At 69.3% G+C, this 11,299-nt stretch carries 11 protein-coding genes and 2 pseudogenes; 7 read left to right on the forward strand and 6 right to left on the reverse strand.

Going from position 1 to position 11,299, the window contains the following annotated elements; translation table 11 throughout:
* Positions 1–259 (reverse strand): annotated as a pseudogene (locus tag ACIRRY_RS51480) (hypothetical protein); the annotation flags it as partial.
* A 281-nt stretch (positions 260–540) separates the two neighbouring features.
* Between ACIRRY_RS51480 and ACIRRY_RS51485 the strand changes: the two are divergent.
* Complete coding sequence (locus ACIRRY_RS51485; RefSeq protein WP_403987985.1) at positions 541–1,200, forward strand: hypothetical protein; 660 nt, start codon at positions 541–543, stop codon at positions 1,198–1,200.
* A 67-nt stretch (positions 1,201–1,267) separates the two neighbouring features.
* Entirely contained in the window at positions 1,268–1,885 is a 618-nt protein-coding gene (locus ACIRRY_RS51490) for a class F sortase (RefSeq protein ID WP_403987988.1), read from the forward strand.
* Between the two features lie 364 nt (positions 1,886–2,249).
* Here ACIRRY_RS51490 and ACIRRY_RS51495 read toward each other — a convergent pair.
* Positions 2,250–3,526: pseudogene (locus tag ACIRRY_RS51495) on the reverse strand (PP2C family protein-serine/threonine phosphatase).
* 309 nt (positions 3,527–3,835) lie between these two features.
* Between ACIRRY_RS51495 and ACIRRY_RS51500 the strand changes: the two are divergent.
* From ACIRRY_RS51500 to ACIRRY_RS51515, 4 genes are all read left to right on the forward strand, one after another.
* Positions 3,836–4,309 carry a hemerythrin domain-containing protein gene (locus tag ACIRRY_RS51500; protein ID WP_403987991.1) on the forward strand — a complete coding sequence of 158 codons (474 nt, stop codon included), beginning with the start codon at positions 3,836–3,838 and terminating at the stop codon, positions 4,307–4,309.
* A gap of 97 nt (positions 4,310–4,406) precedes the next feature.
* Positions 4,407–5,570, forward strand: coding sequence for a transaldolase (gene tal / locus ACIRRY_RS51505; protein WP_403987994.1), 1,164 nt, complete (start codon positions 4,407–4,409; stop codon positions 5,568–5,570).
* A gap of 274 nt (positions 5,571–5,844) precedes the next feature.
* Positions 5,845–6,849: a rod shape-determining protein gene (locus ACIRRY_RS51510; RefSeq protein ID WP_403987997.1), complete on the forward strand. Its 1,005-nt coding sequence runs from the start codon at positions 5,845–5,847 to the stop codon at positions 6,847–6,849.
* A 104-nt stretch (positions 6,850–6,953) separates the two neighbouring features.
* Positions 6,954–7,607 carry a hypothetical protein gene (locus ACIRRY_RS51515; protein ID WP_403988000.1) on the forward strand — a complete coding sequence of 218 codons (654 nt, stop codon included), beginning with the start codon at positions 6,954–6,956 and terminating at the stop codon, positions 7,605–7,607.
* Between the two features lie 200 nt (positions 7,608–7,807).
* Here the strand turns inward: ACIRRY_RS51515 and ACIRRY_RS51520 are convergent, their stop codons facing one another.
* The 3 genes from ACIRRY_RS51520 to ACIRRY_RS51530 form a co-directional block, all read right to left on the reverse strand.
* Positions 7,808–8,485 carry an HAD family hydrolase gene (locus ACIRRY_RS51520; RefSeq protein ID WP_403988003.1) on the reverse strand — a complete coding sequence of 226 codons (678 nt, stop codon included), beginning with the start codon at positions 8,483–8,485 and terminating at the stop codon, positions 7,808–7,810.
* A 7-nt stretch (positions 8,486–8,492) separates the two neighbouring features.
* Positions 8,493–9,458 carry an LLM class F420-dependent oxidoreductase gene (locus ACIRRY_RS51525; RefSeq protein ID WP_403988012.1) on the reverse strand — a complete coding sequence of 322 codons (966 nt, stop codon included), beginning with the start codon at positions 9,456–9,458 and terminating at the stop codon, positions 8,493–8,495.
* 69 nt (positions 9,459–9,527) lie between these two features.
* Positions 9,528–9,854 carry a plasmid stabilization protein gene (locus tag ACIRRY_RS51530; protein ID WP_403988006.1) on the reverse strand — a complete coding sequence of 109 codons (327 nt, stop codon included), beginning with the start codon at positions 9,852–9,854 and terminating at the stop codon, positions 9,528–9,530.
* 261 nt (positions 9,855–10,115) lie between these two features.
* Here ACIRRY_RS51530 and ACIRRY_RS51535 point away from each other — a divergent pair, with 261 nt between their 5' ends.
* Complete coding sequence (locus ACIRRY_RS51535) at positions 10,116–10,346, forward strand: DUF5133 domain-containing protein (RefSeq protein ID WP_403988015.1); 231 nt, start codon at positions 10,116–10,118, stop codon at positions 10,344–10,346.
* A gap of 149 nt (positions 10,347–10,495) precedes the next feature.
* On the opposite strand, the gene ACIRRY_RS51540 is transcribed toward ACIRRY_RS51535, so the two are convergent.
* A complete protein-coding gene (locus ACIRRY_RS51540; protein WP_403988009.1) occupies positions 10,496–10,930 on the reverse strand; it encodes a hypothetical protein in 435 nt (144 codons plus the stop codon).
* Positions 10,931–11,299: the final 369 nt, after the last annotated feature.

Below are 11,299 nucleotides of genomic sequence, written 5' to 3' on the forward strand. Positions count from 1 at the left end.
CAGCAAAGCCCCAGGCGAACCCGCCAGCAGCCGCCGCCCGCCGGTCGTCGTCACCCTGAACAACCGGTGGCACGACCACTAAAGCAACGGCATTGTCACGGGCGATGCCGGGGCGGACATTGTGATCGCCCACCCGGATCGTCTCGCCCTGGACACCGAGGTCGGCGAGCTCAGACATGACCTGCCCGGCGAGGTGGTGGCTGCTGGAAGGGGCGGGGGAAGGGGTGAGCGTACAGACGAGCGCCACGGCGCGGATCATGGGAACTCCCGGTGGGGGTGGGGAGGCCGGAGGGAGCCCGACCTCGGACGCGGAGCAGGTTCTTGGTCCTGCCGTCCCGGAGGGCTCCGAGTACCCGGGATTCCGGATCCGCCGCGAGCGGGGCCGCAAGCGCGTCGGACCCACCCTCAACACGCGTTGGTCCATTTGAGTTGTTTCCTATTTTCCCAGCAGCGCCTCAACACATTCTTTGACTTTCCATGACATTCATTACGGGCTCGACGGAAAAGTACGACAATCATTCCGGCTTGAAGGAGTCCAGCATGGTCATGTCCTCTTTCCTCCGCTCTCGTAGTGCCCTCGGGAGTGCCGCGGTGACCGCCGTCCTCGCCGGTGCCACGGTCGCGGGAGCCGGAGCGGCCTACGCCGCTCCGGGGGACAGCGGCAACATCGACGTCCGCTCGGTCGACTGGCACTCACGCGGCAGCGACGGGGTCGAGGTCTGCGAGTTCGTCCTCGTCGCCAGCAACTTCGAGTCGTTGACCGCGGTCGCCTGGACGATCACCGCGCAGCCCCCGACCATGCCGCCCGGCGACACACTGCAGAGCACGCTGCCGCTGATCAACGGCTCGGCGCACAGCGCGAAGTACCTTCTCCCGCACGGCACGTACCAGCTGGTGTGGACCACCCCGTCGGGCCCCAAGCAGCGGCGGTTCGCGGTGGACTGCCGCCGCCACGCCCAGCCCGCCCGGCCGGAACAGCAGAGCCGTGGTCCCGCGGCGATCGTCCCGGGCCGCGAGTACAGCAAGCCCACCGGCGGTGTGCCCGCCGGCGGCGGAGGCGTCCCGGACATGGAGAACCTCAGCTCCGAGAGCGACTCGAACGCCGGAACCACCACCGCCCTGACCGCCGGCGGGATCGCCGTCGCGGCGCTCGTCATGGTCCGCCGAGCCGCGCGCCGCCGTGCCCGCCACGACGCATAGCCAATATCGACGCCCACAGCCACGACCACGGCGACGACGAGGCCCCAGTCGTGCGGTCCGCCTGTCGATGACGCTGTGTGCGACCTTCTCACTGGTGACAGGCGTCGTCTGGACGTTTTCGGACACCTCCGACACTCCCGCGAGTACCGCCGCCCGTGCCAATGACGCCGCGGGCGGCGGCGCTCCCCCGGCCCGACAGGCCCCGCACGCACCCCTGGCACGCTCCGTCCCGGTGAAGATCTCCATTCCCGCCATCTTCATCGAGGCCCCGGTGACCGACCTGGACCTCGACAAGAGGGGGCAGCTGGGGGCTCCGCCACTGGACAGGCCGAAGGTGGTGGGTTGGTTCCGCGGCGGTCCGTCACCCGGCGAGGCGGGAACTTCCCTGATCGTCGGTCATCGCGACACCAGGACCGGCCCGGCGATCTTCCTCAACCTCAACGCCCTGCACCCGGGTGACACGGTGAAGGTCACCCGGGCCGACCGGACAACGGCCGCGTTCACCATCGACGAGGTGAAGAAGTACGCCAAGGACAAGTTCCCCGACAACAAGGTGTACGGAGCCACCAGGCGTCCCGAACTTCGACTCATGACGTGTGGCGGAAACTTCGACAAGAAACACGGCTATTCGGCCAACGTCGTCGTCTTCGCCCACCTGGTCTCGGTCAAGAAACAGAAATCCTGAGCACGAAAAGCGACGCGGAAACGGCCGGCACCTCAAAGGCGAGGTGACCGGCCCGCCCGCGTGTCTGGGGCGAGGAAGTCGTCAGCGTCGGGGGCGGTCGGCGGTCGGCGGTCGGCGGTCGGCGGTCGGCGGTCGGCGGTCGGCGGTCGGCGGTCGGCGGTCGGCGGTCGGCGGTCGGCGGTCGGCGGCCAAGGATCGACGAGGGGCGAGTTGTGCGCGAAGGCGAGGCACGACGACACCGGCGACCGCTCGTCGAGAAGGCCGAGGGGCCGAGAGGCGCGTGATGGACGGAGGCCCGGAGAATCCGGCGGGGAGCGGCGCGCGACCTCCCCAGGCAGTACACCGCTCCCCCATCGCCCTGCGATTACCAGCGGACTGCCGCCTTACGCCCGTCCGGAGCCGCGTACACGCTCTGCGCGACGTCCGAAGAGAACCATGGACAAGGCGCAGGCTCAGGGGCTCGCTTGACGGCTCGCGCAGTCGGACCGTGCCAGTCCAGACACAGGTCGGTGGCGTCGTCTTTCGGCAGGCCGCCGTTGTAGGCGTCGGTGACCGCTGCGACCAGAGGGCGTACGACCTCGCGCGGGTGCTCGGCAACGGTCGTACGGAGAAGGGCGGGGAGGTCGACCGTTTCGGCCTGGCGTTTCTGCATGCCGTCGGTGTGGAGCAGGAGTCGGTCACCGGGGCGCAGGTCGAGGTCCTGTACTTGGCAGGAACCCTGTTCCGGCAAGCCGAAAGGCAGGTTCACAGCCAGGCGCAGTTCCGACCGTGCCGTCGCGCAGCCGCAGCGGCCAGGTATGGCCGGCATTGACCAGCTGGGCGCTGCTCCCGTCCAGGGCGATGCGCAGCAGTCGGCCGGTGGCGAACGTCCGGCGGCCGTGGTCGAGGAGGGCGCGGTGGGTCTGCCGGGCCTGCTCGGCGAGGTTCACTCCGGCGCGGCGGGCGCCATGGGAGGCGTTGACCAGAAAGGTGGCCATGAGCGAGGCGTTGACGTCGTAGCCCAAGGCATCGGTGACGGACAGATGGAGGGAGTCATGGTCGAGGCTGTAGTCGTAGGTGCCTCCGGCGATGTCGGAGGCCGGGATCAGGGCGCCTGCGAGGGTGAACTCGGGGGCTTCGCAGGAAGCGGCCGAGGGCAGGAGCTGGCGCTGGATCTCCGCGGCCAGACTGACCGAGGTGGTGCGGTTGCCCCACTGGTAGAGGTCGGTGAAGCGGCGGTCGGTGACGATGATGTACGCCAGCGCGTGCGCCGTCTCCTCGACCTGCTCCAGCACGTCCTCGGTGACCCCGTCCAGGAACAGCTCCAGGACGCCGATGGTGTCGCCGCGGTTGGTGACCGGGGCGAGCACCCGCTGCCACTCCTCCACCTGCGGGGCCCGCACCACCTTCTGGGTGCACAGCACCTCGTCGTAGAGCCCTCGCCGGCCAACGGGGCCTGCTCGGCGCGGTGTTCGGGCCGGCCGGCCGCCGTGTCGCCGACTCGCAGCAGGCGCTGTCCGACGATGTCCACGAACAGGAACGACGCTTACCGCGCCCCGAGCCGGTCACGCAGATTCCGCGCCACGACATCGAGGGAGTCCGCCGGCGCCGCATCCTCCGCAGCCGCCAGAACCTCGCCAGTCCGATCCGGTCCCTCGCCACGCCGGCCTCCTCGGGTGCGGACGCCCCTCCCCGCCGACGTGACATTACGTGCCACGGAGAGCGACGCGACCAGACCTGAGGTGCTCCATTCCTCTGGCACAACGGCCCGCACGACGCTGCTTCGGACCACCTTCACCGACCCCGACAGGACCGAACATGGCGAAAAGGTGCGCTTCAGGCGGGTCGGCCGCGCTGCGCGGGGTAGCCGGAGCGCGGGAGACGAGCTTGTTTCGGTATTCCGCCGACAGAAACGCCCCCGCCGTACGGGAAACGTACGGGAAACGTACGGGACGAAGCGAAGGAGTGCCCATGGACGCGATCGTGCTGCTCAAGGAAGACCACCAGACGGTCGAGAAGCTGTTCAAGGAGTTCGAGCAGGCCGGGGACCGGGCTTACAAGACGAAGCGGAAGATCGCCGACAAGGTGATCGAGGAGCTGACGGTCCACACCTGGATCGAGGAGAAGATCTTCTACCCCGCCGCGCGCGCAGCCGTGCCGGACACCACCGACCACGTACTGGAGAGCGTCGAGGAGCACCACGTCGTGCTGTGGATGCTGTCCGAGCTGTCGGGCCTGGACGCCGAGGACGAGCGCTTCGACGCCAAGATGACCGTCCTCATGGAGAACGTGCGGCACCACGTCGAGGAAGAGGAGAAGGAGTGGTTCCCGCAGGTCCGCTCCGCTCTCGGCCGCAACCGGCTGGGCGAACTGGGCGAGCAGCTCGGCGCCGCCAAGCCCGACGCACCCCGCGACCCGCTCCGGGTTCCCAGCGCGCACGAATGACCTGCGCGGGACCGCGAGAGTCCCTGGAGAGCCGCTTCCCGCCCCGTCCGCCGGAATTGAGTTCCCCTGCGGACGGCACACCGTTTGGAGATGCAACATGTCCGATTCCACCGTGTCCGACCCGCTCGCCGACCTGGCCGCCGCCGGCGTGTCGATCTGGCTCGACGACCTGTCCCGCGAGCTGCTGGCCGGCGGCGAGCTGGAGAAACTGATCGCCGACCGGCATGTCGTCGGGGTCACGACGAACCCCACGATCTTCGCCTCCGCGCTGTCCCGTGGAGACCGCTACACCGAGCAGCTCCGCAGGCTGGCCGCCGAAGGCGCGAGCGTCGACGACGCCGTCTTCGCCCTCACCACCGACGACGTACGAGCCGCCTGCCGCGCCTTCGCACCGATACACGAGAAGACCGGCGGCCTGGACGGGCGGGTGTCGATCGAGGTCGACCCCCGGCTGGCCAAGGACTCCGACGCCACCGTCGAGCAGGCGGTGAAACTGTGGGACGCCGTTCAGGAGGAGAACCTGTTCGTCAAGATCCCGGCCACCCGGGAGGGACTCACGGCCATCACCGAGGTCGTGGCGCTCGGGATCAGCGTCAATGTCACCTTGATCTTCTCGCTGGACCGCTACCGCGCGGTGATGGACGCCCACAGGGCCGGCCTGGAGCGGGCCCGGCAGGCCGGGCTCGATCTGACCGGCATCCATTCGGTCGCCTCGTTCTTCGTCTCCCGCGTGGACACCGAGGTGGACCGCCGCCTCGACGCCATCGGCACACCCGAGGCCCTCGTACTCAAGGGTGAAACCGCGGTCGCCAACGCCCGTCTGGCATACCAGGCATACGTGTTGGCGGCCATGGAGCCGCGTCGGCAGCGCCTGGCCGAGGCGGGCGCCCGACCGCAGCGCCCGCTGTGGGCGTCCACCGGGGTCAAGGACTCGGCCTACCCCGACACGATGTACGTCGGTGAGCTGGCCATCCCTGGCACCGTGAACACCATGCCCGGCACCACCCTGGCCGCGTTCGCCGACCACGGCACGCTCCCCCATGACGCACCGGCGGCCGACAAGTACGTGGCGGCACATGACCACTTCGCGGCTCTGGCGCGTGTCGGCGTGGACTTCGCCGACGTCACCGAAACCCTGGAACGCGAGGGCTTGGCCAAGTTCGACAAGAGCTGGGCCGAACTGAATGCCGACGTCAGCCGGGAGATGGGCACGGCCGACGCCGAGCACGAGGCACCGATCTCCCCACGGGCAGCTGAATAGCCCCTGCGAAGCGGCGAGTTGCCGACGGTGGAAGGGCATCGGAGGAAGACGGGGACGAGGTTGCTGGATCTCGACGCGTTCGTCTCCGAACCGATCGCTGTGACCCGGGTCGGGGATGCGCCACCGTAGTCACCGGCGCGCACGAGCTTCTCGGCAGGACCATGGCACCCCGCCGCACCTACGCTCCGGCCTCGGGCGCAGGAGGCGAACGGGAGACGTTCTCGATGTGATCCATCTAGGATCGCCGCACGGGACGACGGTGCGGGGTGGCTGCGTGCTCTGGTGGGCTCTGGACGAGATACGGATACAGGTGACGGGGCGCAGCGCCCGTTACTCGCAGGTGGTGTTGGAGCTCGCCTGGAATCCGGGCCCGGGTGCGGATGATTTGCTCGCGGCGCAGTTGCTGGCGGTCGGTGTGGCCAAGAGGGCGGAGTTGTGGCGCCCGATCGGGTCGGTGGTTCTCGTGGCACCCGGTGCTCGTGGACACCCGGGTGTGGAGCCGGCGGTGGACACGGTCCAGGGGTTGTGGCCGGCGGCGGAAGTCAGGGTGGTGGACGAGGCGGTGGCGGCCCTGGCCGGGACGGGCCCGGACCCGGAGCCGGCCACGTGTGTCGTGGTGCACCAGGACGCGGTACACACCTCGGTCGCTGTCGTCGCCGGGCGTGAGGCGGTCGTAGGAGGTCTGGTGGTCGGTGGCGCGCGAGGCCTGGCCGAGGCGGTGATCGGGCATGTGCGGGATGCGCACCGCCTCGACGTGGGCCTGGAGATGGCGTGGTCCGGCGTCGTTCATGGCGGCGCGTTCGCACCGTCGCCAACAGTGCCCAACCCCAGGCCCCTCCTCGGAGCGCTGATCACCGAGAACGGCCGACTCCTCCAGGAGTCCGGCAAGGTCTCCTTGTCGCCGACCGAGCTGCGCGCCGTCGTGGCCCCTGCCTACCGGCCGGTGGCGGACCTCGTGGCGCAGGTCGTGCGGGACGCCCCGCCGGAGACCGCCCGGGAGGCTGCCGACGGCGGGCTGCTGCTGACCGGTACCCACCCACCCGGTGCGGAGCACCACTTGAGGAATCTCACCGGGCTGCCCGCGCGCCGGGTGGCCGAAGAGAACGCCGGTTTCCACCAGCCCCGGATCCTCCGCGACGGAGTGGCCCGTCTGCTCGCCGAGAAGCCGCCGACCCCTGACATCGCCGAGGTCAGCCCCGAGCGGATCGCCCACCTTGTCGGGCTGCTGGAAAAGCTCGGGCTGCCGCTGTCGCGCGATCCGAACGCCGACGAGCGGTAGATCCCGCGCAGGACGGCCTCGGGGCCGGCGCCCGCCGGGACCTTCGCGGGCCGACCACCGCACCGCTGGTGGTCTCACACCGGAGCCGACTTGGGGAGGAACGGGTGAGTACTACCGGGCGAAGATGGACCGCGAGGCTGTCGTGGGCGGCACTCGGAGTGCTGGTGAGCGCGGCGCTGACGGCGCTTGGGTTCGGCCTGGTCTACGGTGCGTCGCTGACGCCCGTCGGGTGGCGGAACACGATGGTCCTGGGTTTCGGCGGGATCGTGGCGATCGGGGGTCTGATGGGACTGGCCTTCGTTCTGTACGACTTTCGGCGCGAGAACATCGAAGGGAGCGCGATCCCGGTACGGGAGACCGCGGTGGCCGTCTGCCTCGCCGTGACCATGCTGGTGTGCTGGAGCGCGCTGAAGTACGAGGCGTTGCACGAGCGCGGCCACGCCGTCCGGGCGATCGTCACGGCCCTGGAACCCAGCCCCGCCGTGTATGACGCCGGCACGGAGGCGGTCCTGGTGGACGCCGCCCACCACCGGCCGCTCGGCGCCATCGGCGCGGGCCACCTCACCGTCGGCAGCCACCTCACCGTCACCGTCGATCCCCAGGGCAGGTACGGCGTCAGCGCAGGCCCGCCGCCCGCCACTCCCGTATGGCTCTGGAAGCCGACCGCCCTGATCGCCGCCCTTCAGGCCCTGCTCACCGCCTCCATCGCTTTCAGCGCGGCCAAGGAACGAGAGCCCGGGCCACAGCGGAGCAAGTGAGCCGAGTCGACGCAGACGGTCCGCAACCACACCGCCTGGTGGGCGACGCTGGGCTGCGGCATCGGTCATGTCCTCGTCCCAACGAGGCCCCGCGCGGTCCATCAAACGTGAACGGCGGCCTCGCAGCAGCGACTCCCTACGCCCTTTCCGGCTGAGCTTGTGCTTGCGAAGGACCTCCGAAGCGACGCCGAAAGGCCGAGTCACTCCCGTTCCGCGAAGACGCTGGAGTCCAGGCGTCCGAGGAGATCTGCGGGATCCCGGTACACGGCGTGGGCGCCGGCGCACTCCAGGTCCGCGCGCGGGATCCCGCCCGACAGCACCGCCACCGGGACCACTCCGTCCCCTACGGCGGCCTTCATGTCCCACACGGTGTCGCCGACGAAGACAGCTCGTTCGCTCGGTACGCCGGCGAGTTCCCGGGCCTGTCGGACGGGATCGGGGGCGGGTTTGCCGTCGGCGACGTCGTCCGCGCTGGCTGCCCCGAGGATGACGTCGTCCGCGTCGATGGCACCGCGCAGGGCTGCGAGTTCCGCGCCACTCGCGGAGGTCGCCAGGACGATTCCCCAGCCCCGTCCGGCCAGGGCGCGCAGCAGGTCGCCCGCCGCGTCCAGCGCCGGCAGCCGCTCGAAGTACGTGGCGTACAGAGCGTGATGGGCCGCTGTGAGTTGCTCGTCCTCGTCGGGATCGCGGTTGTCGCCGTCGCCCAGCAGATGGTCCAGGAGGTCGCCGCCACTGAGGCCCACGGCCCGGTGGATGTCCCGCATGGGCACGTGGTGACCGGCCTGCCGCAACGCCTCCCACCAGGTGACGACATGGAGGTGGTTGGTGTCGACGAGTGTCCCGTCGACATCGAAGATCGCGGCGCGTTTCGTGGTCATCGCGCGCTCACAGTTCCCGCAGGGCGGGCAGCAGCTTCTGTTCGGCCCATTCCAGGTACGGCTCCTGGTGCTCGCCACCGATCTGGACGAGCGCGACCTCGGTGAACCCCGCCTCGACATACTGGCGTACGGCCTCGACGACCGCGTCCACGTCGTCGCCGCACGGGATCGACCCGGCCACGTCCTCGGGCCGTACGAACTGGGTGGCGCCCGCGAACGCGGCGGGTCCGGGCAGTTCGGAGTTGACCGGCCAGCCGCCGCCGAACCAGCGGAACTGGTCGTGGGCACGGGCGATCGCCGCATCGCGGTCGGTGTCGTAACAGATGGGCAGTTGGCCGACCTTGGGCCTGTCCGTGCCGCCGTAGGCCTCGAAGGCGGAGACGAGTTCCGGGCGGGGGTCGGTGGCGATCAGCAAGTCGGCCAGCCGGCCCGCGAGTTCGCACGAGCGGTCGCCGGAGACGGCGACACCGATCGGCGGGGGCGCCTCGGGCAGGTCCCACAACTTCGCGTTCTCCACGTCGAAGTGGACGCCGTGGTAATTCACATTCCGCCCCGCGAAGAGCTCGCGGATGATCTCCACGGCCTCCTCCAGCTTCGCCAGCCGGATGTGCGCGGCGGGCCAACCGCCACCCACCACATGCTCGTTGAGGTTCTCCCCGGAACCGAGGCCGAGACGGAAACGGCCCTCAGAGAGGAGCTGGACGGTGGCGGCCTTCTGGGCGATGACGGCCGGGTGGTAGCGGGTCGTCGGGCAGGTCACGTAGGTCATCAAAGGAATGCGTTCGGTGGCCTGCGCTGCGGCACCGAGCACGCTCCACGCGTAGGAGGCGTGGCCCTGGGACTCCAGCCAGGGGAAGTAGTGGTCGGACGTGACCGAGAAGTCGAAACCGGCCCGCTCGGCGCCGACCACATGACCGACCAGTTCGCGCGGCCCCGCCTGCTCGGTCATCATCGTGTACCCGATCTTCACCATGCCGCTCATCTCTTCCTGGGTCTTCCTGCCAAGGTGCTGCGGATCCGCTTCAGCGACGGGCGGCCGGTGTCAGCGTCCGAGGGCCTTGGCGAGTTGCTGCTTGTTCATCGACGAACGGCCGTCGATGCCGCGTTTCTTCGCCTCCGTGTACAGCTGGTCCTTCGTCGGACCCTGCGCCCCGCTGTGCGAGCGCTCACCACCGCGCTGCGCGGCGGACTTCTTGTCCCGGGTGGAGGCCTTGCTCGCCGTAGCGGACTCTCCGGAGCGGGCGCGCTCCTTGTTCACGGTGCGCGCGGCGATCTCCTGCGCCCGCCCCTTGGAGACGCCCCGCTTCTCGGCGCTCTCTTTGATGTGCTCGTACTGGCGCTCACGCTTCGCGCTCGATCCTCGCGGCATGACGCTCTCCTTCCGGACCCACGCAGCCTGTCCGGGCCGCGCCCGTTTCCGTTGACTGCGCGCGTACCCGGCATTCGGCACTTCTCACCCGGCCCACGGAACCCGTCGATCCCATCTGACGCGCGGCCCTCGTGGTGTGCGAGCCGACAGCCACCGAACGGACGAGCGAGACCCGAAAGCGACCGCATGAGCGAGCGAGCAGCGGGTATTCGCTCGCGCAAGTCAGCCTGCATGGCAGGTACACGCGAATGGAGACCCCAGGTGCTGATGGCCCACCCCTCCGTGTTGAAGAACCTGATCGAGCAGTACGAGACCCTCCACGCGCTGCACGCCGAACACGGCAACCCGGCCACACGCCGACGGATGGACGACGTCGCCTACACCCTCTGCGTATCGACCGGCACCCGGGACATCGACACCGCCCTGATCGCCGCCCGGCACCACCTCCCTGGCGCTCGTCCCGAGGACGACTCCGTACTCACCGCCGACTGACGTCCCGCGCAAATCTCGTTCCTTCCCCGCAAACGCACCCGTTGGACCTCCGCAACGTGGAGCGTGCTCACCTCCCGAGCACGGACAAAGCACGGCCAGCCTCCCCACACACCTAAAGGATCATGTGGAGTCCGGGCGATCACGGGGGATCACTCAGCTTCCGGCCACCCGTCCAGGGCGGCAGCCAGGCGGTGGCGAAGGGCCGGATCCTTCAACTCGCCAGCCAGACGGTAAGCGATCGGCCCCACCTGCCAGCCTGCGTGATAATCGAAAGGCGGAGGCGGACCAGCCGCATTGTGCGCGAGCTTCGCTACCAGCTCCGCAAGCCGGAAGCACAGACCCTCCGCAGCCGTCAGGGGCTTGTCCTTGTCGAGCCCGCGCTGACGGATCCGATCGAAGACCGCCCGACCCTCCGGCCATTGCGTGCCGTCTACGGCAAGAGCCAACGCAGCTTGGATCTCCGGGGACTTTCCCAACGTCGCCGAAGCAGCCTCGAGCACCCCGCCCGCCCAGACGACCGGGTCCCGCTGACGCTCAAACAGCGAACACCCCCACAAGGCAATTCGGTCCGCGCTTCCACTCATTTCGCGATCATGCCAAGACCGTCAGCCACCGACAACCACGTTCCCAACGCTCCTTCGTGCTCACCGTGTCGTCGCACACGAAACGGCACCAACCCACCCGTCAAGATCACCAATCATATTCAAGCCGAGAGTCGCGAATCCCCGCCTACATGCTCATTCAGAGAGTCGTCCAACACCAGCTCAGCCCCCGCGGCTCGCGTCCGAGGCCGCCCTCCCAAGCTGCGTCTTCTCCTGCAGTCTCACGACGCGTCGGAGGATGGACGCTCAACCTAGTGTGAAGTTCCCCCCGCGAACTGGACAGCGGGTGTTTACGCTGCCGGGACGAAGCTCTGCCTGAGCAAGGATCTCGTTTCGAGCGGGGTGACGTAC

The organism is Streptomyces sp. NPDC101776 (assembly GCF_044766845.1).
Taxonomy (GTDB): Bacteria; Actinomycetota; Actinomycetes; order Streptomycetales; family Streptomycetaceae; genus Streptomyces.

What these genes read in the sequence shown, in the direction of transcription:
- tal (WP_403987994.1), top strand. Translation starts at nt 4,407, where the DNA reads ATGTCCGATTCCACCGTGTCCGACCCGCTCGCCGACCTGGCCGCCGCC.
- ACIRRY_RS51530 (WP_403988006.1), bottom strand. Translation starts at nt 9,854, where the DNA reads ATGCCGCGAGGATCGAGCGCGAAGCGTGAGCGCCAGTACGAGCACATC.
- ACIRRY_RS51485 (WP_403987985.1), top strand. Translation starts at nt 541, where the DNA reads ATGGTCATGTCCTCTTTCCTCCGCTCTCGTAGTGCCCTCGGGAGTGCC.
- ACIRRY_RS51520 (WP_403988003.1), bottom strand. Translation starts at nt 8,485, where the DNA reads ATGACCACGAAACGCGCCGCGATCTTCGATGTCGACGGGACACTCGTC.
- ACIRRY_RS51540 (WP_403988009.1), bottom strand. Translation starts at nt 10,930, where the DNA reads ATGAGTGGAAGCGCGGACCGAATTGCCTTGTGGGGGTGTTCGCTGTTT.
- ACIRRY_RS51490 (WP_403987988.1), top strand. Translation starts at nt 1,268, where the DNA reads ATGACGCTGTGTGCGACCTTCTCACTGGTGACAGGCGTCGTCTGGACG.
- ACIRRY_RS51525 (WP_403988012.1), bottom strand. Translation starts at nt 9,458, where the DNA reads ATGGTGAAGATCGGGTACACGATGATGACCGAGCAGGCGGGGCCGCGC.
- ACIRRY_RS51500 (WP_403987991.1), top strand. Translation starts at nt 3,836, where the DNA reads ATGGACGCGATCGTGCTGCTCAAGGAAGACCACCAGACGGTCGAGAAG.